This window comes from Flavobacterium ponti, assembly GCF_042652765.1.
GTDB lineage: Bacteria > Bacteroidota > Bacteroidia > Flavobacteriales > Flavobacteriaceae > Flavobacterium > Flavobacterium ponti.
This window is the reverse complement of sequence record NZ_JBHSGW010000025.1, coordinates 523,645-548,587: the sequence shown is the minus strand read 5'-3', so window position 1 is coordinate 548,587 and position 24,943 is coordinate 523,645. Positions and strand designations below refer to the sequence as shown.

General features: G+C 30.4%; 17 protein-coding genes. 7 read left to right on the top strand and 10 right to left on the bottom strand.

Annotated features, from left to right (window positions below; translation table 11 throughout):
- The first annotated feature begins 15 nt into the window (after nt 1–15).
- The 3 genes from ytxJ to ACFO3U_RS10860 all read left to right on the top strand — a co-directional run bounded on the left by ytxJ (nt 16) and on the right by ACFO3U_RS10860 (nt 5,362).
- Entirely contained in the window at nt 16–405 is a 390-nt protein-coding gene (gene ytxJ, locus ACFO3U_RS10870; protein ID WP_379741970.1) for a bacillithiol system redox-active protein YtxJ, read from the top strand.
- Between the two features lie 117 nt (nt 406–522).
- On the top strand, nt 523–2,517 hold the full coding sequence (locus ACFO3U_RS10865) for a BspA family leucine-rich repeat surface protein (protein WP_379741966.1): 1,995 nt from the start codon (nt 523–525) through the stop codon (nt 2,515–2,517).
- Between the two features lie 199 nt (nt 2,518–2,716).
- Nucleotides 2,717–5,362 (top strand): BspA family leucine-rich repeat surface protein, encoded by a 2,646-nt coding sequence (locus tag ACFO3U_RS10860; RefSeq protein ID WP_379741963.1) that lies wholly within the window; start codon nt 2,717–2,719, stop codon nt 5,360–5,362.
- Between the two features lie 55 nt (nt 5,363–5,417).
- Here ACFO3U_RS10860 and ACFO3U_RS10855 read toward each other — a convergent pair whose 3' ends face one another.
- Together ACFO3U_RS10855 and fahA are read right to left on the bottom strand one after the other, a co-directional pair.
- Nucleotides 5,418–6,599 (bottom strand): hypothetical protein, encoded by a 1,182-nt coding sequence (locus ACFO3U_RS10855; protein WP_379741960.1) that lies wholly within the window; start codon nt 6,597–6,599, stop codon nt 5,418–5,420.
- Nucleotides 6,600–6,706: 107 nt separating this feature from the next.
- Nucleotides 6,707–7,990, bottom strand: coding sequence for a fumarylacetoacetase (fahA, locus tag ACFO3U_RS10850; protein ID WP_379741958.1), 1,284 nt, complete (start codon nt 7,988–7,990; stop codon nt 6,707–6,709).
- A gap of 113 nt (nt 7,991–8,103) precedes the next feature.
- Here fahA and glyA point away from each other — a divergent pair, with 113 nt between their 5' ends.
- From glyA to ACFO3U_RS10835, 3 genes are all read left to right on the top strand, one after another.
- On the top strand, nt 8,104–9,378 hold the full coding sequence (gene glyA, locus ACFO3U_RS10845) for a serine hydroxymethyltransferase (protein ID WP_379741955.1): 1,275 nt from the start codon (nt 8,104–8,106) through the stop codon (nt 9,376–9,378).
- Nucleotides 9,379–9,553: 175 nt separating this feature from the next.
- A complete protein-coding gene (locus ACFO3U_RS10840) occupies nt 9,554–12,715 on the top strand; it encodes a cytochrome c biogenesis protein CcsA (protein WP_379741951.1) in 3,162 nt (1,053 codons plus the stop codon).
- Between the two features lie 136 nt (nt 12,716–12,851).
- On the top strand, nt 12,852–13,859 hold the full coding sequence (locus ACFO3U_RS10835) for a DNA topoisomerase IB (RefSeq protein ID WP_379741948.1): 1,008 nt from the start codon (nt 12,852–12,854) through the stop codon (nt 13,857–13,859).
- A gap of 7 nt (nt 13,860–13,866) precedes the next feature.
- Here the strand turns inward: ACFO3U_RS10835 and ACFO3U_RS10830 are convergent, their stop codons facing one another.
- Nucleotides 13,867–14,214, bottom strand: a complete 348-nt coding sequence (locus tag ACFO3U_RS10830; RefSeq protein ID WP_379741945.1) for a potassium channel family protein — start codon at nt 14,212–14,214, stop codon at nt 13,867–13,869.
- 156 nt (nt 14,215–14,370) lie between these two features.
- Here ACFO3U_RS10830 and ACFO3U_RS10825 point away from each other — a divergent pair, with 156 nt between their 5' ends.
- Nucleotides 14,371–15,603: a cation:proton antiporter gene (locus tag ACFO3U_RS10825; protein WP_379741942.1), complete on the top strand. Its 1,233-nt coding sequence runs from the start codon at nt 14,371–14,373 to the stop codon at nt 15,601–15,603.
- A gap of 73 nt (nt 15,604–15,676) precedes the next feature.
- Here ACFO3U_RS10825 and ACFO3U_RS10820 read toward each other — a convergent pair whose 3' ends face one another.
- The 7 genes from ACFO3U_RS10820 to ACFO3U_RS10790 all read right to left on the bottom strand — a co-directional run bounded on the left by ACFO3U_RS10820 (nt 15,677) and on the right by ACFO3U_RS10790 (nt 24,796).
- Nucleotides 15,677–17,467, bottom strand: a complete 1,791-nt coding sequence (locus ACFO3U_RS10820; protein ID WP_379741939.1) for an acyl-CoA dehydrogenase family protein — start codon at nt 17,465–17,467, stop codon at nt 15,677–15,679.
- 45 nt (nt 17,468–17,512) lie between these two features.
- Nucleotides 17,513–17,863 (bottom strand): four helix bundle protein, encoded by a 351-nt coding sequence (locus tag ACFO3U_RS10815; RefSeq protein ID WP_379741936.1) that lies wholly within the window; start codon nt 17,861–17,863, stop codon nt 17,513–17,515.
- 49 nt (nt 17,864–17,912) lie between these two features.
- A complete protein-coding gene (locus tag ACFO3U_RS10810; RefSeq protein WP_379741933.1) occupies nt 17,913–19,100 on the bottom strand; it encodes an acetyl-CoA C-acyltransferase in 1,188 nt (395 codons plus the stop codon).
- Nucleotides 19,101–19,200: 100 nt separating this feature from the next.
- On the bottom strand, nt 19,201–21,591 hold the full coding sequence (locus tag ACFO3U_RS10805) for a 3-hydroxyacyl-CoA dehydrogenase/enoyl-CoA hydratase family protein (RefSeq protein ID WP_379741930.1): 2,391 nt from the start codon (nt 21,589–21,591) through the stop codon (nt 19,201–19,203).
- Between the two features lie 5 nt (nt 21,592–21,596).
- A complete protein-coding gene (locus ACFO3U_RS10800) occupies nt 21,597–22,052 on the bottom strand; it encodes a MarR family winged helix-turn-helix transcriptional regulator (RefSeq protein ID WP_379741927.1) in 456 nt (151 codons plus the stop codon).
- Nucleotides 22,053–22,150: 98 nt separating this feature from the next.
- Entirely contained in the window at nt 22,151–22,924 is a 774-nt protein-coding gene (locus tag ACFO3U_RS10795; RefSeq protein ID WP_379741924.1) for a DUF4382 domain-containing protein, read from the bottom strand.
- Between the two features lie 96 nt (nt 22,925–23,020).
- Nucleotides 23,021–24,796 carry an AMP-dependent synthetase/ligase gene (locus ACFO3U_RS10790; RefSeq protein ID WP_379741922.1) on the bottom strand — a complete coding sequence of 592 codons (1,776 nt, stop codon included), beginning with the start codon at nt 24,794–24,796 and terminating at the stop codon, nt 23,021–23,023.
- Nucleotides 24,797–24,943: the final 147 nt, after the last annotated feature.

Sequence of the window (24,943 nt, the reverse complement as noted above, 5' to 3'; positions counted from 1 at the left end):
TAAAACAAGACAATTATGGGATTTTTAGATAGTTTGTTTGGGAATAGTTCTGATGATAATAATGAAAAAGAAGTAAAGTTTTATAGTTTAGAATTGATTTCTCAATTAGACGAAATTGATGCTATTTCTGAAGGTAAACCAGTCGTTATTTTTAAACACAGTACAAGATGTAGTATCAGTCGTTTTGCTTTGAAACAATTTGATGCTGCATTTAATTATCCAGAAGACAAAATAGATTGGTATTTATTGGACTTGTTAAATCACAGAGATATTTCAAATGAAATCGCTCATCGCTATAATGTGCAACATCAATCACCACAAATTCTTGTAATTAAAAGCGGAAAAGCTGTTTATCATGATTCCCATGATGGAATTGACGCTAATGATTTGAAGCAGTTTGTTTAATTTTATATATTTAGGTTTAGTTCATTCATAATCAGTATAAGAAAAAGATTATTTTGGCTAAAAAATAACAAGTTATAAGTATTCTTATTACATTTGCTCTCCCTAAATCTTATAAATATGAATACAAAATTACTTTTAGTTTTTATTTTAACTACTCATGCTTCTTTTGCTCAAAATTTTATTACCGTTTGGAAGACTGATAATGTAGGTGTTTCTGCTTCAAATCAAATTACTATACCAACAACTGGAACAGGTTACAACTATAATGTTGATTGGGAAAATGATGGTGTTTTTGACGACTTATCTGTTACAGGAAACATTACGCATACTTACCCAACTCCAGGAACTTATACTATTGCTATTTCGGGTAACTTTCCTAGAATATATTTCAATAATACTGGTGATAGGCAAAAGATATTATCAGTTGAACAATGGGGATCAATTTCATGGACTAGTATGCTTAATGCGTTTTATGGTTGCTCTAATTTAGAGATAAACGCTACCGATTCTCCAAATTTAAGCTTGGTTACAAATATGTCAAGTATGTTTAGAGGTGCTTCATCTTTAAATCAAAATATTGGTATGTGGAATACTAGTAATGTTACTAATATGAGCAATTTATTTCAGTCTGCGTTATTATTTGATCAAGATATTAGTTCATGGAACACATCAAACGTTACTTTAATGAATAGTATGTTTCAATCAGCGACATCATTTAATCAAAATATTGGTACATGGAATACTAGTAATGTGACTAATATGTCATCAATGTTTAATTTGGCTAGCTCTTTTGACCAAAATATAGGATCATGGAACACTTCAAATGTTACATTGATGAATAATATGTTCCAATCCGCAACATTGTTTAATAAGGATATATCTTCTTGGGATACTTCAAAAGTAACAGCAATGAATAGTATGTTTCAACTTGCTACATTATTCAATCAGAATATAGGTAACTGGAATACAGCTAATGTCTTGAATATGTCTTCAATGTTTAATGCTGCAATATCATTTAATCAAAATATAGGTTCGTGGAATACATTTAAAGTAACAAATATGTCTTCTATGTTCCGTTCTGCTAGTGCATTTAATCAAAATATAGGTTCGTGGAATACAACCAATGTAACTAATATGTCTTCAATGTTCAATTCAGCTAGTTCATTTAATCAAAACATAGGAAATTGGAATGTTGGAAACGTTACAAATATGTCATCCATGTTTGCTTCTGCGACTAATTTTAACCAAAACATTGGTTCATGGAATACAGGAAATGTTGTATTAATGAGTAATATGTTTCAATCATCTCCATTTAATCAAGACATTAGTTCGTGGAATACATCGAATGTAACCGCAATGAATAGCATGTTTCAATCATGTCCATTTAATCAAGATATTAGTTCATGGAATACATCTAATGTAACTGCTATGAATAGTATGTTTCAATTAGCAACATCATTTAATCAAAATATTGGAAATTGGAATGTTGGAAATGTTTTAAATATGTCTTCTATGTTTAGGTCTGCAAGTTCTTTTAATCAGAATATTAGTTCATGGAATACATCAAATGTAACTGCTATGAATAGTATGTTTCAGTCAGCAACATCATTTGATCAAAATATTGGAAATTGGGATGTTAGTAACGTACTAAATATGACTTCAATGTTTAGTGGTGTTACACTTTCAACAGCAAATTATGATTCGTTATTAATAGGATGGAATTCTCTTAATTTAAAACCAGATGTGGCTTTTAACGCTGGATCAAGCACTTACTGTAATGGTAGCAATGCTAGACAGAACATAATAAATAGTTTTGGATGGGTTATTTCGGATAATGGAATTAATTCTTCTTGTATTTTATCTAATGAAGAATCTATACAAAATGATTTTTTCGTATTTTTAACAAATAATAAAACAATTGAATTTGTAAGTTCAAATACTGAAATTGATAGTATTGAAATTTATGATTTATCAGGTAAATCATTGTTTCAAAAAAAATTGATTAATGATAAAAAAGCTACTGTTCATAATATATCTAATTCAACAATTTTGCTAATAAAAGTAACGATGATTGATGGAAGTTTTGAATTTAAAAAACTATTTAATAATTAATTTATTTGTATTAATAATTTTTTGATTAATATTAAAAACACTTGTAATTCTTTTTTATGAGTGTTTTTTTATTAGAAAACAGGTGACTTTTATCGTAATTTTTTGTAGTTCATAGTATTTTATTTAAAAAAGGGTGAAAACCCTCACTAAATTTACATTATATCGAGTATATTTGTGAGACACATAAAATAAAAAGATTATGAAAAAAAGAATTACTTTCTTATTTCTGTTCTTTGTAGGGACAATGCTATCGCAAAGTTTCATAACTACATGGAAAACAGATAATGCAGGTATATCAAACTCTAACCAAATTACGATTCCAACTAATGGAAATGGATACAACTACAGTATCGATTGGGAGAATGATGGTATAATTGATAACACTAATGTTACTGGAACAATTACACATACCTATGCAACTGCTGGTACCTATACAGTTGCAATTACAGGAAATTTTCCTAGAATATATTTTAATAACACGGGTGATCAATTAAAAATATTGAGCGTTGAACAATGGGGTTCAATTTCATGGAGAAGCTTTCAAAATAGTTTTTATGGTTGTTCTAATCTAGTAATTAATGCAGCTGATACACCAAATTTAACTTTGGTAAGTAATATGGCAAATGCATTTAGAGATGCTACATCGTTAAATCAAAATTTAGATACATGGGACGTTAGTAATGTTACAAATATGAGTAATATGTTTAACGGAGCAACTAATTTTAATGTTAATATTAGTAATTGGGATGTTAGTAATGTAGTAAATATGTCAAATATGTTTAATGGAGCCACTAGCTTTAATAGAAATATTAATGGCTGGAATGTTAGTAACGTTATTAATATGGCAGGAATGTTTAGAGATGCAACTTCATTTGACCGTAATTTGGGAGGTTGGAATGTTGCTAATGTAACCAACATGGCAAGTATGTTTTATGGAGCAACCGTTTTTAATAGAAATATTGGAGGTTGGGATGTAAGTTCTGTAACATTAATGAATTCTATGTTACGAAATGCTCCAGCATTTGACCAAAATCTTGGAAATTGGAATGTTAGTAATGTAACAAACATGAATAACATGTTAAGAGGATCAAAATTATCAGATGCAAATTATGATAGTTTATTAGCAGGGTGGAGTGCTTTAAGTTTGCAGCCAAATATAAGTTTCCATGCAGGAAATAGTGAGTATTGTGCAAGTGCAGTTCAAAGACAAAGTATTATTACTGATTTTAATTGGACAATAAATGATGCAATTAGTGCTACATGTGCTTCTTGTGCAACTTTTACAACTTGGGATGGTTCAGCTTGGTCAAATGGAACACCTAATATTACTACTTCGGCAATTTTTACTGGAAACTATAACTCGTTTAGTAACTTGACATTCTGTTCTATAACTGTTCAAAACAATGCTAATGTTACTATTACTGCAGGAAATACTTTTACTGTTGAAAAAGCTATTTCAGTTACTTCGGGTTCATTAATAGTAGAAAATTATGCAGCGATTGTTCAAAACGATGTGTTTCCAAATTCAGGAAATATTATTGTCAAAAGAAATTCTACACCTATGATTCGTTTAGATTATACAGCTTGGTCTTCACCAGTTGTTGGTCAACAATTATTAGCTTTTTCTCCTAATACAGTATTGACTCGTTTTTATGAGTATCTATATACTGGAACAACTACAGCAACTTCATATCAAACAGTAGATGCAAATACAAATTTTGTTCCTGGTAAAGGATATTTAATTAGAGTTGATAATACGTGGCCAACTTCAAGTCCAGCAGTTTACAATGGAGTATTTACAGGAGTACCAAACAATGGTGATTATACCGCTCCTATTGGAATTGGATTTAACTTAATTGGAAATCCCTATCCTTCACCAATAAATTCAGATACTTTTTTAGTAAATAATCCTGGAATATCTACTTTATACTTTTGGACACATACTGTTGCTGCAAATGCGAGTGGAATTTATCCACAAAGTAATTATGCATCTTATACCACACTTGGAGGAACTGCTGCTGCAGCTGGAGGAAATCCACCTGTAGGTTTTGTTCAAACGGGTCAAGGTTTTTATGTTAATTCATCAGTATCTGGAAGTGCAGTGTTTAATAATGCTCAAAGAGTTCCTAACACAGCAAGTAACCAATTCTTTAAAAATGCATCAAACACAGTTGTTGATAAACACAGAATTTGGTTGAGTTTAAAAGATGCTTCTAACAACTATAATCAAATTTTAGTAGGTTATATGGATGGAGCTACAAATGCAGTAGATACAGCAATTGATGGTAAAGTTTTAGAAACAAACAATACAATTTTATATAATTTACTTGATAGTGAAGCTTATGTAATTCAAGGTAGACAAATGCCTTTTAGTGATAATGATGAGGTTTTATTAGGTTTCAAAGCATTAACTGCTGGAACTTATACAATTGATATCGATGATTTTGATGGTTTATTTTTGAATCAAGATGTTTTTATTAATGATAAATTCAATAATACAATTCACAATTTAAAAGTATCACCTTATACATTTACTACTGCTCAAGGAGACTTTACATCACGTTTTTCAGTTGTTTATAAAAATACAGCGTTAAGCAATCAAGTATTTGAAAGCAATTCTTTTACTGTATTATTAAGTGCTAATAATGAAATTCAATTTTTAAGTACACAAACAGCCATTGATAATGTTAGAATATATGACTTATCAGGAAGATTGTTAATTGAAAAAAACAATGTTAATGACACGAACTTAACAATAATGAATAATTTTAATACTTCGGTATTACTTGTTAAGACAACTTTGAATGATGGAAAAGTTGAAGTGAAAAAACTAATAAATAATTAGTTTTCTGTAAATAGAACAAAAAACGCTTTCATCACTGAAAGCGTTTTTTTTTAGTTTAATTTCTAAATCTATTTCTAGAAATAATATTTTTAAGTTGGCTTTTTAAATCTTCTCCGGTATCAAAAACCATTTGCTCATTACTTGGAAAAGCAACGGCACGTTTGTTAAAATAAGGATAATAATCTTCTTCACAAGCACGTTTGTCTCCATTAAAAGTAGAATAAATGTTTTCAAAAACAAATTCACTTACTAACGGAAAAGTTTCAATAGTTTGATTATTTCTATAATCTAAATAATCAACTTTTGCAATTACTTGACACGATTTGAACTGTTTAAATTCATAAATATTTACACGAATAGTTTTAAAATTATCTACTTTAATTGGGTTACCTAAACTGTCTTTAACTACATGTCCATTATTGTCTACCAAATTTTTGGTTCCATCTTTAATTTGTTTTTCTTTGATAAATTCTTTCTCTTTAATTTGTTCTGGAGAAATATTTATTTGACGAAAATTAACTAACATACCAAAATCATAAGTAATATTTTTTTGTTTATTGTTGTGATAAACAGTCCATTTATCATTTAATCCATAAGTTCCAAAATTTAGTAAATCATCTTGCAATCGAACAGGAATAACCATGTTCGTTTCATTTTTTGTAAAAACGTGAACAAAATCAGTTCCTCTAAGTTGTGCTTCATCAATTTTTTTGCGAACATCTTTAAAGTTGGGATTCAGTTTATCTAAATATACTAAGTCATCATAAGCCTGACGAATATCAAATTTGTTTTTTGATTCTAATAATTTAATAGAATTTGCATATAAATAATCTGATAAACCATTTTTACTAGATATAATTTCATCTGAATAATCATCCATTATAAATGTAGCATTTGTACCCTTATTCAAAAGTTTTAAAGGTAAAATAGGTTTAATTTTTTCTTGACGATTTGCTAATTGATTATATAGGTTGAAAACCTTTTCAAAATTAGCAGGATTAGCTTCTTTGACAAGTAAATTAATATTATTTAAATCACGAGCAGTTGCTTTTGCATAAGCATCTTGCAAAATATAAACATAATCTTGATTGCCTTTTGAATCTTTGTTAGAAGCAAGTTTTTTTATAGACTTGTTGATGGCTTCATCATAATTTCCATTGCTCAAAAGAGATTGAGTGTGTTTTGAGCCACAAGCAATAAAAAATGAAATAGCAATAAATAGAGTAATTTTCTTCATAAGGTATAATTTTAACAAATATATTTAATTTTTAGACTGTAAATAAGAGTAACCAAAAAAAATGCCATTCTTTTTAGGAATGGCATTTTTTATAATTTAGTATGCTTTTATTTAATTTCTAAAGCGGGCAATAGTTTACCAGAACACTCTCCAAAACCTATTCTAACTTTTTCATTTTGGCAATATCCTCTCATGATAACAGTATCATTATCATTAATGAATTTGCGTTCTGTTCCATCATTTAATTTCAAAGGATTTTTTCCACCCCAAGAAAGTTCTAACATAGAACCAAAACTATCAGGAGTTGGACCAGAAATAGTTCCAGAACCCATCATGTCTCCCGAATTAACTCTACAACCATTTATTGTATGATGAGCCAACTGTTGAGCCATCGTCCAATACATATATTTGAAGTTTGATTTACTAATTACAGTTTCAGCAGCATCTTCTGGTTGAAGCGAAACCTCAAGATTAATATCAAAAGTATGTTTATCTTTTTGTTGTAAATATTTTAATGGAGTAGGAGATTGCTCTGGGCTTTTTGTTTTAAAAGGTGCTAAAGCATCCATAGTTACTATCCAAGGAGAAATTGTTGAGGCAAAGTTTTTAGCTAAAAATGGACCTAATGGTACATATTCCCATTTTTGAATATCTCTTGCACTCCAATCATTAAACAAAACCATTCCGAAGATATAATCCTCTGCTTCATCAACTGGAATAGCTTCTCCCATTAAGTTAGAATCTGTAGTAATGAAAGCCATTTCTAATTCAAAGTCAACTAATTTAGAGGGACCAAAAACAGGTTCAGTAGCATCTGCTGGCATTGTTTGTCCGTTTGGTCTTCTAATACTTTTTCCACTTGGTACAATTGTAGAACTTCTTCCATGATATCCTACAGGAATGTGTAACCAGTTTGGCAATAAAGCATTTTCTGGATCACGAAACATTTTTCCAACATTTGTAGCGTGTTCTTTTGAACTATAAAAATCTGTATAATCACCAATTTGAACTGGTAATTGCATTTCAATGTCTTTGATATCAAAAATAACAATATCTCTTTGCTTTTTGTTGTCTCTTAAAGTAGGATTGTTTTCATCGAAAATTTCAGATAAACGATTTCGAACTAATCTCCATGTTTTTTTTCCGTCAGAAATAAAGTCGTTCAGTGTATCTTGCATGAACATATCGTCTGTTAAATCGATACCATCAAAATAACCTAATTGTTGAAGAGCACCCATATCTATAGCAGAATCTCCAATTCGAGTTCCAATAGTTATAACGTCTTCTTTTGTGATAAAAACTCCAAAAGGAATGTTTTGAATTGGAAAGTCGCTATTTTCAGGGACTTTTATCCAAGATTTTCTTTTTGGGTCGTTTGCAATATTTGGCATATTTGTATTTGTTGAATTGTTGTTGAAAAATTAATAACCAAATATAAAGTTTACTATCAATTTAACAAACCATTTTTGTAATTTTGAAGAAATTTTAACGAAAATTCATCTCAATGCAACGCGACGAACAAATCTTTGACCTAATTCTTGATGAACAAGACAGACAAATTCACGGAATTGAATTAATAGCTTCAGAAAACTTTGTAAGTGACCAAGTAATGGAAGCTGCAGGTTCAGTGTTAACCAACAAATATGCAGAAGGGTATCCTGGAAAACGTTATTATGGTGGTTGTGAAGTTGTTGATATAGTGGAACAAATTGCTATCGATAGAGCTAAAGCTTTATTTGGTGCTGAATATGTAAACGTGCAACCTCACAGTGGTTCACAAGCTAATACAGCAGTATTTTTTGCATGTTTAAAACCAGGTGATAAAATTTTAGGTTTTGATTTATCACATGGAGGACATTTAACACATGGTTCACCAGTGAATTTTTCAGGAAGATTATACAATCCAGTTTTTTATGGTGTTGATAAAGAAACAGGAATGTTAGATTATGATAAAATTCAGGAAATAGCTACAAAAGAACAACCAAAAATGATTATTGCTGGTGCTTCTGCTTATTCTAGAGATATGGATTTTGCAAAATTTAGAACTATTGCTGATTCAGTTGGAGCTATTTTATTAGCAGATATTTCTCATCCAGCAGGATTAATTGCTAAAGGATTGATGAATGATCCAATTCCTCATTGTCATATTGTAACAACAACAACTCATAAAACTTTACGTGGACCAAGAGGTGGAATGATTATGATGGGTAAAGATTTTGAAAATCCTTGGGGTTTAAAAACACTAAAAGGAGAAACTAGAATGATGTCTCATGTTTTAGATATGGCTGTTTTTCCTGGAAATCAAGGTGGTCCATTAATGCATATTATTGCAGCTAAAGCCGTTGCATTTGGTGAAGCATTAACGGACGAATTTTTTAGATATACAGTACAAGTACAAAAAAATGCTAAAGCAATGGCAGAGGCATTTGTAAAAAGAGGATATGATATCATTTCTGGAGGAACAGATAATCATATGATGTTGATTGACTTAAGAAATAAAAATATTACAGGTAAAGAAGCAGAAAACGCATTAGTAAAAGCCGAAATTACAGTAAATAAAAATATGGTTCCATTTGATGACAAATCACCATTTGTAACTTCTGGGATTCGTGTAGGAACACCAGCAATTACTACTCGTGGAATGATAGAAGAAGATATGGAAACTATTGTAGCTTTGATAGATAAAGTTTTAATGAATCACACAGATGAAGATGTTTTAGAACAAGTTGCTGAAGAAGTAAATCAATTGATGGGAGAAAGAGCAATGTTTGTTTTTTAAACCTCAAAAAATAAATAAAAATCAAATCACTTTAGTTTCTAATAAATTAAAGTGATTTTTTTATGTCCAATTCTTAAATGTGTATTAATAATGCAGTTTTAACAGTTAATTCTTTTTTCAATTAATTATCTTTGCAAACGATTAAAAAATCTTTATTACCGAACTAACTTTAGTTATGAATAAATCTATATTTTCTGTTCTTTTTTCTACACGTTTAATGGCTTTTTTGTTTATTCTTTTTGCAGCAGCAATGGCAGCTGGAACATTTATTGAGGATGAATATAACACAGACGTTGCTCGAAAAATAGTTTACAATTCTTGGTGGTTTTCTACAATCATGGTGTTTTTTGTAATTAACTTTTTTGGAAATATCAAAAGATACCAATTATATAAAAAAGAAAAATGGGCTACTTTATTATTGCATTTATCTTTTATTTTCATCTTAATTGGAGCTTTTGTTACAAGATATATCAGTTATGAAGGAATAATGCCTATTCGTGAAGGAGAATCATCTTCAGTATTTTATTCTGATAAAACGTATCTAACCGCTTTTGTTGATGGTGATTATAAAGGAGAGATGAAACGTAAAACATTTTCTAAAGATGTATTATTAACACCAATTAATTCATTTTTAGGAAATAATGATTTTTCAATTAAGAATGAATTTAATGGAATTCCTTTTGAAATTGAATACAAGGATTTCGTAATGAATACAACGGAAACTTTTGAAGCAAATGAAAGTGGACAATTTTATATAAAATTAGTTGAATCTGGAGACGGAACAAGACATGAACATTATTTAAGAGAAGGAGAAGTTCAAAATATTCACAATGTTCTTTTTGCCTTTAATAAATTCACACAGGGAGCCATTAATATTTCTAAATTAGATGATGCTTATACTATTCAAGCACCTTTTGAAGGAGATTTTATGCGAATGGCTGACCAATTTAAAGGATCAGTTGCTAAAGATTCTTTGCAACCTTTAATGCTTCGTTCGTTATATAATCTTGGAGGAAGTCAGTTTGTTTTACCAGAACCAGCTATAAAAGGAAACTTAATTAGTAAATCAAATGGAGATTATAAAGATAAATCTTCTGATGATGCTGTAACAGTAACCATAAAATCTCAAGGAAAAGAAGAAAACTTAACACTTGTTGGTTCAAAAGGAAAACAAGGAGTTCCACAAAATGTAAAAGTTGGTGATTTAGATTTTACTTTATTTTATGGAAGTAAAGTATATGAATTACCTTTTTCCATAAAGTTAGAAGACTTTATTGCGGATAAAAACCCTGGAACAGAGAAGAGTTATGCAGCCTTTAAAAGTAGATTAGAAATTACAGAACCAAGAGAAAATAAAGTTTTTAAAGACAGTGTTTTTATGAACAACATATTAGATTATGATGGTTATAGATTCTTCCAAGCAGGTTTTGATCCAGATGAAAAAGGAACTATTTTGTCTGTAAACCATGATTTTTGGGGAACTTGGATTACCTACATTGGTTATTTCTTATTATATATTGGATTAATGGCTATTCTATTTGACAAAAACACTCGTTTTGCAGACTTAAAAAGAAAACTTGAAAAAGTGAAAGCTAAAAGATCTAAATTGGTAATGATTGGATTCTTATTGTTTTCTTCATTTGGTTTTTCTCAACACAATCATAGTGAACATGAAACTTCAGCTCCAATGCCAGATGTTTCAAAGGCTTTAGAATTCATTAAAAAATATAATGTATCTCAAGAACAAGCAGATAATTTTGGAAAACTAGTAATTCAAGATGCAGGAAGATTAATTCCTGTAAATACTTTTTCGTCTAAATTATTGAGAAAAGTTTCTAAAGATGATACTTATGAAGGAATGGATTCAGATCAGGTTTTACTTTCAATGACCCAATTTCCTGAATATTGGTATCAAATTCCAATCATTTATTTGAAAAGAGGAAATGATAGCATTAGAAAAATTGCTGGAATTGATAAAGATTTAAAATATGCTAAGTTAATTGATTTCTTTGATGAAAAAGGAAACTATAAATTAGAGCCTTATTTGGAAGATGCTTATTCTAATTTAATGCCAAATCAATTTCAAAAAGATTTTATTGAAACAGATAAGAAGGTAAACTTATTATATTCTGCCATAAGTGGACAAATTTTAAAAGTATTTCCTATTCCTAATGATGCCAACAATAAATGGGTTTCTTATTTGGAAGTAAATGAAAAAACAGGAACTTCTTTAGACACAATTAAAAATGTTATTCCATATTATCTAAATGCAATAAATAAGTCTACTCAGACTAAAGATTATACCTTGCCAAATAGTTTGTTAGCTGGTTTAACAAAATACCAAAAGCTATATGGTGCTAAAGTAATGCCTTCTGATCAAAAGATTGAATATGAGATAATGTACAACAAATACGATATCTTTAAAAAATTGCATTATTGGTATATGTTAGCTGGAATATTAATGTTGATTTTCAGTATTGTCCAAATGTTTAGTACTAAAAAATGGCTAAATTATACCGTAAATGCATTTCATATTTTAATAGGTTTGTTTTTTGCCCTTCACACATCTGGATTAATTGTACGTTGGTATATATCTGGTCATGCACCTTGGAGTGATGCCTATGAAAGTATGATTTATGTGGCTTGGGCAACAATGTTTTTTGGATTAGCATTTGATAGAAAGTCTAAATTAACAGTAGCTTCAGCAGCATTTGTAGTTTCAATGATTTTGATGGTTGCGCATTGGAATTGGATGGATCCAGCTATTGGAAATCTTCAACCAGTTTTAAACTCATATTGGTTGATGATTCACGTTGCGGTTATTGTGGCTAGTTATGGACCTTTTACTTTAGCAATGATGCTTGGTTTGGTAGCTTTATTTTTGATGATTTTCACCACAGAAAACAACAGAGAACGCATGAAATTAAGCATTCAAGAACTTACTTATATCAATGAATTAGCACTGACTGTTGGATTAGTAATGTTAACTATTGGAAATTTCTTAGGAGGACAATGGGCTAATGAAAGTTGGGGAAGATATTGGGGTTGGGATCCAAAAGAAACTTGGGCTTTAATCAGTATTATGATTTATGCTTTTGTAATTCATGCACGATTTGTACCAGCTTTAAGAGGTTTATGGATTTATAATTTCATGAGCGTTTTAGCTTTTGCATCTATCTTAATGACCTATTTTGGTGTAAATTTCCATTTAAGTGGATTACATTCTTACGCTTCAGGTGAAAAACAAAATGTGACATATTATTTTTATATTTTAGTAATAGTTCTAGTAATTTCATTTTTTGCTCTAGCTAAATACAGAAAGTATTACAAGAAGTAAATCGCTTTTTAATTTTTTAATTTTTATGGCTTTATATAATTTTTTTAAGAAATTATGTAAAGCTTTTTTTATTTACTATTTCTAATTTTGTTATACTCAGGTGAAGTTTTGATTACCTATTTGACAAAAAAATATTATGAAATCAAAAAAAAATAATTCAGAAATTAAACATGTTGATGACACTGCAATGTCAATTCACAAAAGAAAATATGGAAAAGGATTTCAATATTTTGATGAAGATGGGAATAAGATTAAAGACCCAAAATTTTTAAGAAGATTTCGAAAATTAATTATTCCTCCAATGTGGAATGATGTGTATATCTGCAAATGGGATGATGGTCACATTCAAGCTATTGGAAGAGATGCTAAAGGAAGAAAGCAATACATTTACCATTCAGCATTTGAAAAAGCAAGACAAGAAGAAAAGTTTGCTAAAATGAAAGATTTTGGAAAATCGTTGGAGAAATTTAGAAAAAAAGTGCTGAATGATGTTGCTTCTAAAGTTTGGACTAAAAATAAAGTTGTTGCACTTTTGATTTTATTACTTGATGAAACTGGAATTCGAATTGGAAATAAACAATATTCCACTCAAAATGGAACTTATGGTTTAACAACTTTAAGAAGAAAACACATGACTTTAGAAAGCAATCAAATTATTTTTGAATATAAAGGTAAGAGTAATAAAACTAGACATGTTGAAATTGATGATGCTTATCTTACTAAAATGATTAAAAAATCAGCTCAATTACCTGGTTATGAAATTTTTAGATTTAAAGATGAATCAGGTAATTTTCATGCCATTGACAGTGAAGATGTTAACGAATATATTCACAAATTCATGGGTGATGACTTTAGCAGTAAAGATTTTAGAACTTGGGTGGCTAGTCGTTTAGCTGTTGAAATGTATCCTTTTGCACTTGAAGCAATTGCTGATTCTCCAAAAAGGAAATTTAGTAATACTTTAATTCGAATGGTGGCTGATGAACTAGGAAACACACCAACAGTTTGTAAATCATATTATGTTCATCCTAATATTCTTCAAAAAGTTGAAGCTAAAAGTCTGCCAAATAAAGCATACGAAGATAGTGGTTCTTTAGGATGGAAGTTAACTGCATCTGAAAAAGAAGTTATGAAACATATATAATTTACTATTATTTTTTCTTAGTTAAACCTTTATTTTTTAGAATTTCTCGTCTTTCCTTATGCTTCATATAAGTGTAATGATGTTGGATAGTATTAATAAAACTCAAAATCATTCCAATTCCTGCAATTATGTAGAGAATAGTAAATAATTTTCCAATATCAGTTTTTGGAGCAAAATCACCAAAACCAATTGTGGTTAATGTTACTACAGAAAAATAAAGAGAATCAATATAAGACCAACCTTCTACAAAATGATATACTAATGTTCCAGCCACAATTATAAGAATGGTTGTGAAAAGTAAATCTCGGTATTCATCATCTTTTATAAATGAAATTAGCGTACGTATAAAAAACATATGTAAAGTATTATAGTAAGTGTTCATTGTAAATTTAAGAAATTTTTAACAAAACCAAACTAAATTATTCTTTGTTAAAATTATTATATAAAAAATGCTACTTAGTATGGTTTATATTTCCAAAACAATTTTTATATTGCTTAAAACATTTGATTTATGAATTACGTAGTTATTATTACTATTTGTACCTTGTTGCTATTAGCTTATGCTTTTACAGTTTCATCAAACAAAACGCAGATTCCTTCTGTTATCTTGTTGATTTTGATGGGATGGTTAGTAAAGCAAGGAACAGTTTTCTTAAATATTGAAATTCCAGATTTAAATCCTTTGTTACCTTTTTTTGGTACAGTTGGTTTAATATTAATTGTTTTAGAAGGATCTCTAGAACTACAATTCAATAAACGAAAACTTCCTTTTATAGGAAAAACATTAGTGACAGCAATAGTTCCTTTGTTTATAACAGCTTTTGTTATAGGTCACTTTTTTTATTATTTCTTAGATGCAGATTATAAGCAAGGATTAATTAATGCTATACCATTATGTATTATTAGTAGTGCAATAGCGATTTCTAGTGTTGGGAATTTAAGTTCATTTAACAAAGAATTTGCCATTTACGAGAGTAGTTTATCTGACATATTAGGAGTTTTATTTTTTAATTTCTTAGTTTTAAATGAAGTTATCAATGTTGAAACTATAGGTAATTTTGGATTACAAATTTTAATAATGTTAGTAATTTCTTTTATTGCTACTGCATTTTTGGCTTTTTTGTTAAGTAGAATTGACCATCATGTTAAATTTGCACCGATTGTACTTTTAATCATATTAATTTATGCAGTTTCTGAAATTTATCATCTTCCTGCATTAATATTTATCATGTTATTTGGTTTAATCATGGGTAACTTTGATGAGTTGGAACGTTTTAGTTGGATAAAAATCTTAAAACCAAGAGCTTTAGATAAAGAAGTACAAAAATTTAAAGAATTGACTATAGAAGCTGCTTTTTTGGTGCGTTCGTTATTTTTTATCCTTTTTGGATATTTAATAAAAACTGAAGATGTAATAAATCCTCAAACATTTGAATTAGCATTGGGTATAGTTGTACTAATCTATTTGGTGAGAGCTATTCAATTGAAGATTTATAAAGTAAAATTGATGCCTTTATTATTTGTTGCTCCAAGAGGATTAATTACTATATTATTATTTATAGGAATTCCAACAGCATTAAAAATTGATATAGTAAATAGAGCCTTAATTATTCAAATAATTGTGTTGTCTGCTTTGATTATGATGTTTGGTTTAATGTTCAATAAAAATACTTCAGAAAAAGAAGATTCTAAAGTGAACAAAGAAGAATCAAATCTTAAAATAGATATTGATGTTCCGCTATAGTTAAAAATAAAACCGTCAAGAAACCAAACTTGACGGTTTAAACAAACTAAATTAAATCAAACTTTACTGTTTTTTAGAAAGCATACTTGTTTTCAGCAATCAATTTAGCAGCAATTTTTTCACGAAGACCAATCACATTTGGCATATTCGTATATTTTGTAAATCGTTTTAGACCCATTAACATCATACGTTGTTCATCACCTTCAGCAAAAGAAACAATTCCTTCTTTTCCTTTTTGGTTGATGATATCCACAGCTTTGTATAAATACAATTGAGCCATTGCAATTTGTTCTTGTACTTTATCAGCACCTTGTTTTTTAGCAGCTTTTTCGACTCTTAAAACGGTACTTTCTGCCATATAAATTTCAATTAAAATGTCAGCAGCAGCCATTAGTAATTGTTGGTGTGATTCTAATTCTGGTCCAAATTTTTGAACAGCAGCACCAGCAACCATTAAGAATACTTTTTTCAATTTGGCAATCATTTCTTTTTCTTCAGCAAATAATTCTGAATAATCTGGAGTATCAAACGATGGAATTCCCATTAATTCTTCACCAACAGCCATAGCTGGTCCTAATAAATCAACGTGACCTTTCATAGCTTTTTTAACCAACATTCCTACAGAAAGCATTCTATTGATTTCATTAGTTCCTTCATAAATTCTAGAAATACGAGCATCTCTCCAAGCACTTTCCATAGGAGCATCTTCAGAGAATCCCATTCCACCAAAAATTTGAATACCTTCATCTGTACAAGTTTGTACATCTTCAGAAACAGCAACTTTTAAGATAGAACATTCGATTGCAAATTCTTCAACACCTTTTAATTCGGCTTCTTGATGCGAATTTCCTTCTTCAACTCTAATGTTAATTCTAGTTTCAATATCGTGAGCAGCTCTATAAGTTGCACTTTCTCCAGCATAAGCATTGGTTGCCATTTCAGCAATTTTTGACTGAATAGCTCCAAAACTTGAAATAGGTACATTAAATTGCATTCTTTCATTAGCATATTGAACACCAGTTGTTATAGTTCTACGTTGAGCTTCCAAACAAGCAGCAGCTAATTTAATTCGACCAACATTAAGAGCATTCATGGCAATTTTAAAACCTTCACCACGACCAGCTAACATATTTTCAACAGGAACTTTTGTTTCATTAAAGAAAACTTGTCGAGTAGAAGAGGAGCGAATTCCTAATTTATGTTCTTCATCACCTAAAGAAATTCCGTTTGAAGGAACATTTTCTACGATGAAACCTGTAATGTTTTTATCATCACCAATTCTAGCAAACACAATAAATACTTGACAGAAGCCAGCGTTTGAAATCCACATTTTTCCACCTGTGATGCTATAATATTTACCGTCTTCAGACAAAACTGCTTTCGTTTTTCCTGAATTAGCATCTGAACCTGCTCCTGGTTCAGTTAAGCAATAAGCTCCAAACCATTCTCCAGATGCTAATTTTGGTACGTATTTTTGTTTTTGTTCTTCTGTACCATATAATGTAATTGGCATAGTTCCAATTCCTGTATGAGCTCCAAAAGCTGTTGAAAATGAACCTGTTGCACCTGAAATATAATCACATACTAAAACAGTGTTTGTAAAACCCATTCCCATTCCACCATAAGCTTCAGGTACAGCAATGCTTAGGTAACCTAAATCACCTGCTTTTTTCATTACTTCTTCAGTAAGAGCATAATCTTTTTTTTCAAAACGCTCTTTGTTTGGCCAAAGTTCTTTATCTACGAATTCGATCACCGAATCACGCATCATAATTTGTTCTTCCGAAAAATCTTCTGGTGTGAATACATCTTCACATTGTGTTTCTTTTACAAGGAATTGTCCTCCTCTGATGATATCGCTCATTTTTTTATTTTTTTAGAGAAAAGAAGAAAGAAGCAAGAATAAAGATTATCCCAGTTTACTGATAAAACCAGTTGTCATTTTTTGGAATTCAATAATCTTATTTTCTATTTCAATCGTTTTTTCTTGAGTTATATATTTATTTTGTAATGCAATTAATAATTGTGTTTGTAATTCAAAAGAAGAACCTAAACTAATATTCAAATAATGTTTGAAATGTGTGTTTTCTCTATTAGAGCCTTCTGCAATATTTGAAGGCATCGAAACTGCTGCTCTATTCATTTGACTAACTAATCCATAAACTTCATTTTTTGGAAAATCTAAACATAAATTATGAACATCCGAAGCAATTTCCATTGCTAAAGTCCAAATTTTAAGATTTTTAAAGTTATGCTTCATCAGTTTTTTATCTTTCTTCTTGCTTCTTTCTTCTAATTTCTTCTAATTTCTACTTTAAAAACTCATAAATTCCTGCAGTACCTTGTCCAGTTCCTACACACATGGTTACCATTCCGTATTTTGCATTGCCACGTTTACGCATTTCGTCAAATAGTTGAACTGAAAGTTTTGCTCCTGTACAACCAAGTGGGTGACCTAAGGCAATTGCTCCACCATTAACGTTTACAATATCAGGATTTAAACCTAATTCGCGAATAACTGCTAAAGATTGAGATGCAAAAGCTTCGTTAAGTTCAATTAAGTCAATATCCGATTGTTTTAAACCAGCTTGTTTTAGGGCTTTTGGAATCGCTTTAACTGGTCCAATACCCATAATTCTTGGTTCAACTCCAGCTGATGCAAAGTTTACTAAACGAGCTATTGGTTCTAGGTTTAATACTTTTACCATTTCTTCACTCATTACTAAAACGAATGCTGCACCATCACTCATTTGAGAAGAGTTTCCAGCCGTTACACTTCCATCAGCAGCAAATACTGGACGTAATTTAGCTAAAGCTTCGATTGAAGTTCCAGCTCTTGGTCCTTCGTCTTTATTGACGACATAGGAACGTGTTTCTTTTTTACCATTTTCATTTACGAAAGTTTCTTCTACAGTGATTGGAACAATTTGGTCATCAAATCTTCCTTCTGCTTGAGCCTTAAGTGCTTTCATATGAGAATGATAAGCAAACTCGTCTTGATCTTCTCGAGAAACTTTAAATTGATTGGCAACAGCTTCTGCCGTTAAACCCATTCCCCAATAGTAATCTTCGTGACCTTCTTTTGAAACTTTATAGTCTGGAGTTGGTTTATAACCACCCATTGGAATATAACTCATGCTTTCTGCACCACCAGCAATGATACAATCTGCCATTCCAGCTTGAATTTTAGCTGTAGCCATTCCAATAGTTTCAATTCCTGAAGCACAATATCTGTTTACTGTTACACCAGGAACGTCTTCAATTTTTAATCCCATCAAGGAAATTAAACGACCCATATTTAGACCTTGTTCGGCTTCTGGCATTGCATTTCCAACCATGACATCATCGATTCGTGTTTTGTCGAAATTTGGTAATTCTTTCATGATGTAGTCTATGGTTTCAGCAGCCAATTCATCTGGTCTTTTGAAACGAAAAACTCCTTTTGGGGCTTTACCTACAGCTGTTCTGTATGCTTTTACTATGTATGCTGTTTTCATATTTTTTATTTTTATTTTGGAACACAGATTTAAGAAATAATTAAAATTTTTAAAATTTATCTAATTTCTTAAATCTGTGTTCCTTTGAAATAGTTTACTATTAATTTCTCAACGGTTTCCCTTTAGTTAACATATGTTGAATTCTTTCTAATGTTTTTCTTTCACCTGTTAATGATAAGAAGGCTTCTCTTTCTAGATCTAATAAGTATTGTTCTGTTACCATTGTAGGCTCAGATAAATCTCCACCAGCCATAACATAAGCTAATTTGTTAGCAATTTTCTTATCGTGTTCTGAAATGTATTTTCCAGCTTCCATACTGTCAGTTCCAACTAAGAACATTCCTAAAGCTTGTTTTCCTAAAACTTTGATATCTTTTCTTCTTGGAGCTTGTGTATAGCCTTGTTCTGCCATTTGCATAGCTACTTGTTTTGCTGTTGCAATTTGACGGTCTTTGTTTACTACTACAATATCTCTTCCTTTGATTAAAACTCCATTATCAAAACCTTCATAAGCAGAAGTTGCAACTTTAGCCATTCCAACAGTTAAGAAATATTCTTGTAAAACATTTAATTCCACATCATTTTTACGGAAAAGGTCAGAAGCTCTCAAAGCCATTTCTTTAGAACCACCCCCACCAGGAATTACACCAACTCCAAATTCTACCAAACCTATATACGTTTCAGCAGCAGCAATAGCTCTGTCAGCGTGCATGGTTAATTCACAACCACCACCTAGAGTCATTCCGTGAGGAGCAGCGATTACTGGAATTGCAGAATAACGACAACGCATCATAGTGTCTTGGAACATTTTGATTGCCATATTCAACTCGTCATATTCTTGCTCCACAGCCATCATGAAAATCATTCCAATATTTGCTCCTACAGAGAAATTGGCACCTTGATTTCCAATTACTAATCCGTTGTATTCTTTTTCAGCAATGTCAATAGCTTTGTTTATTCCTTGTAAAACACCAGCACCAATAGAATTCATTTTTGATGTAAATTCTAAATTAATAATTCCATCACCTAAATCTGTGATAATAGAATCGCTGTTGTTCCATATTTTTTTGCTTTCGCGAATGTTATTTAAGATGATAAAGGCATCTTGACCTGAAATTTTTTCTACTTTTTTATTGATAGTAGAGTAGTAGTAAGTTGCACCATCTTTCACAGTGTAAAAAGAAGTAACTCCTGAAGCTAGCATTTCGTTAACCCAATCAGCTGGTTCATAACCTTCAGCTTTCATTAATTCGATTCCTTTTTCAACACCGATAGCATCCCAAATTTCGAAAGGTCCATTTTCCCAACCGAAACCTGCTTTCATCGCATCGTCAATTTTATATAAATCTTCTGTGATTTCAGGAATTCTATTGGATACATATTGGAACATTGAAGTGAAATTCTTTCTGTAGAAATCACCTGCTTTGTCTTTTCCTTTTACTAATACTTTAAATCTATCAATTGGTTTGTCGATAGTTTTTGTTAATTCTAACGTAGCGAATGAAGCTTTTTTATTGGCTCTATATTCTAAAGTATCTAAGTCTAATGTTAGAATTTCTTTTCCTTCTTTTTTGTAGAAACCTTGACCTGTTTTGCTTCCAAGCCAATTGTTTTCCATCATTTTATTGACGAATTCAGGTAATTTAAATAATTCATGAGCTTCGTCATTAGGACAATTTTCATAAATTCCGTTGGCTACGTGAACTAAAGTATCTAAACCAACAACATCAACAGTTCTAAAAGTTGCTGATTTTGGACGACCGATTACTGGTCCTGTTAATTTGTCGACTTCTTCAACCGTTAATCCCATTTCTTTTACTTGGTGGAATAAACTTTGGATTCCGAAGATTCCTATTCTATTTCCAATAAAAGCTGGTGTATCTTTAGCTACAACTGAAGTTTTTCCTAGAAATTTTTCACCATAACCGTTTAAGAAGTCTAATACTTCTTGAGAAGTTTGTGGTCCAGGAATGATTTCAAATAATTTCAAATAGCGTGCAGGATTGAAAAAGTGTGTTCCACAGAAGTGTTTTTGGAAATCCTCGCTTCTTCCTTCACTCATAAAGTGAATTGGAATTCCTGAGGTGTTTGAAGTAATTAATGTACCAGGTTTTCTAAATTTTTCGACTTGTTCAAAAACTAATTTTTTAATGTCTAATCTTTCTACTACAACTTCAATAATCCAATCTGCAGTTGCAATTTTTTCCATATCATCTGTCGTGTTGCCCGTTGTAATTCGGTTGGCAAAACTTGGATGATAAATAGGTGAGGGCTTCGATTTTAAAGCTGTAGTTAAATGGTCATTAACCAAACGATTTCTAACAACTTTACTTTCCAGAGTTAATCCTTTTTTTTGTTCAGCATCTGTTAATTCTCTGGGAACGATGTCTAATAATAAGACTTCAACACCAATATTGGCAAAATGACAAGCGATTCCACTTCCCATAATTCCTGAACCAATAACAGCTACTTTTTTAATATTACGTTTCATAAATATTATTTTTTTTGTAATTCTTCTTCTAAAAATATTTTCTTGTCAGAAATTAAATCATTTATTATTTCTGAGACTTCCATAAAATGTTGTAATTTTTCAGGTGAAACAGCTTCTTTTATAGTTTCATTAAATTTAACAACCGTTGATTTTGATAATTCTCTTTTTTGCTGACCTAAATCAGTTAAGTGAATTATAATTCCTCTTCCATCTTCAGGATTTTTCTTTCGAACTATTAAACCTTTTTCTTCCATTGATTTTAAAGTTCTTGTAAGACTTGTGGCTTCCATTCCCATTTTTGGACCTAAAGCAGTTGATGGAGTACCATTTTCTTTGTCAATACTTAATAAAGCAAATCCAGTAGCCATTGTTGCTCCATATTTTGAAGCTTCTTCATTGTACATTCTTGCAACAGCTTGCCAAGTTGCTCTAAGTACATAATCTATTGTTTTATCTTTCATAAAAATTAGTATTGAAACTCAAAGATAAAAAAAAATACTATGCATGCATAGTATTTTTTAATTTTTTTAAGATAAATGTTTAAAAATAATTCAATTGACTATTGAATTATAATTTCACCAATGTTGGTTGTTGCTCCAGTTTCAACTGTAACATTACTTTTAATAGCTGGTAAAAATGGTAAAACAGGTGTAATTGTAACAGTGTAAGTTCCTGGTGCTAATCCTAAAACTTTAAAAGTACCATCTGCTTTAACATTTGTGTACACTTCATTACCTGTTGAAGATACAACCTGCACTGAGGCCAAAGTTCCTGGTATTGAAATACTTCCTTCGATAGTTCCTGTTGTGCTTAAGTCAATTGTTCTTAAAACTGGTTTCAAAGTATAAGTTCCGTTTCCATTTACAACAATAGATTTATTGGCATCAAAATCGATAAGAATACTATTTTGAGTATTTGCATCTAGTGTTTGGTTAACCTGTAATTTTAAGCCAGATTGTTGTGCGCTAGGTGTGTCTAAAGGGTAAGAAACTCCATCAACTACTACTGAATTTTCTGTTCCTAATATTAATCTAACTTGATTTACTTTAGAAGCAGTAATTACATCATTAGATAATGTTGTTTCTACACCACTTGATAATTCTAATAAATCATAAATACCTGTTTGAGTTGCTAAATTTACAGCAACTCCATTGTTCCCTATAACTTCTACACCTTGAACATCAATATAAACGGCATCATATGGTCCAGGAGCATCAGTTAATCTAACACTATAAGCGTAGCTTTCTGCATTTGAATTATCATCGTCACTACATGAAACCATGATTACAAGCGAACTAAATAATAATGTAAGTAATAAAAATGTCTTTTTCATAATAATATGTTTTTTTTGTTAATGATACAAATTTCAAACACATTAGTTAATTATTCCTTACATCATTTTGAGTAAAATTTATACTATTCCAATTTTTTAATTCTGGTAAATTTTATCGTATAAATCTTTATAAATTTCTTTAATAATTTTACGTTTTAATTTCATAGTAGGAGTTAAATGTCCTCCTTCAATACTCCAAACATCTGGTGTAAGTTCAAATCGCTTGATTTTTTCCCAATTACCAAAATGTTCGTTTGCCGTATCAATTTCTTCTTGAACCCTAGCAATCACATCTTTGTTTGAAGCAATTTCTTCATGAGTTGTGCCAATATTTATTTTTTTTCTATCTGCCCATTCTTTTATAAAATCAAAATTAGGTTGAATAAAAGCTGCTGGCATTTTTTCACCTTCACCAATAACCATAATTTGTTCAATAAATCTTGATTGTTTAAAAGCATTTTCAAGAATTTGTGGAGCTACATATTTTCCACCAGAAGTTTTAAACATTTCTTTTTTACGATCAGTAATTTTTAAGAAACCGTCAACATCTATTTCACCAATATCTCCAGTATGGAAATACCCACCTTGAAGTACTTCATTGGTTTTATCATCTTCTTTGAAATATCCAATCATAACATTTGGTCCTTTGCATAGAATTTCACCATCTTCAGCAATTTTAACTTCAACACCTTCTAATACTTTTCCAACTGTTCCTACTCTAAAGCCACCATTTCTCATGTCATTAACAGAAATGACAGGTGAAGTTTCAGTTAATCCATAACCTTCCATCACAGGAATATCAGCTGCACAAAATACTTTTGATAATCTGGTTTGTAAAGCAGCACTTCCACAAACTAATAATTCTAATTCTCCTCCAAGTCCTTCTTGCCATTTAGAGAAAATTAATTTTCGTGCTATTTTTAATTTGAATTCATACCAAGCACCATTTTCTCCATAAGGTTTGTAATCCATACCTAAATCTAAAGCCCAGAAGAATAATTTTTTCTTGATTCCAGTTAGAGCATCACCTTTTGCATATATTTTGTCATATACTTTTTCCAACAAACGAGGAACTACCGACATTACATGAGGATGAACCTCTTTTAAATTGTCGCTAATTTTTTCAATGCTTTCTGCAAAGTATATTGAAATACCATAATATTGGTATAAATACGTAAGCATTCTTTCAAAAATATGACAAATAGGTAAAAAACTTAAAGCTCTAGTGTCACCTGGTCTTAAAGGTACTCTTGGAGCACTCATTAAAACATCAGAAACAATATTTTGATGCGTCAACATTACACCTTTAGGTCTTCCTGTGGTTCCTGATGTGTATATGATTGTTGCTAAATCTGTTGTTACAATAGAATCTTTTCTAGCTTCAACTTCATTTTGATTGTCTTTGTTTTCACCTAAAGCTAAAATTTCTTTCCAGTTTTTACAACCTTGAATTTCATTAAATGAATATACTTCTTTTAATTTTGGAACATTCTTTTGAATGGCTTTAACTTTTTGAAACACTTCATCATCAGAAACAAAGCAATAAATTGATTCAGAATGATTTAAAATGTATTCATAATCTTCTTCTGATATAGTTGGATATATGGGAACATTTTGAGCACCAGTTTGAAGTATACCAACATCACACATGTGCCATTCAGTTCTATTTGAAGAAGAAATAACTGCAATTTTATCATTGACATTAACTCCTAAACGCAATAAAGCTCTTGAAACAGCATTTGCTTTGTCTAAGTATTCTTGAGTCGAAGTTTTTATCCATTCAGTACCATATTTAGTAACTAATGAATCCGATAAATTATATTTTTCTAATTGATGATAAGGAAAGTCAAACAATCTAGTAATTGTACTCATATTTTTGCATGATTAAGTTAATGCAAATTATGAAAATTAAATTAATTAACCAATTTTTTAAGAATATGATAACTAGTTTGTTATATCTAATTGAATATAAGAATATTATGCGTGCATAATAAATTAAAAACACCCTTTAAAAATTAA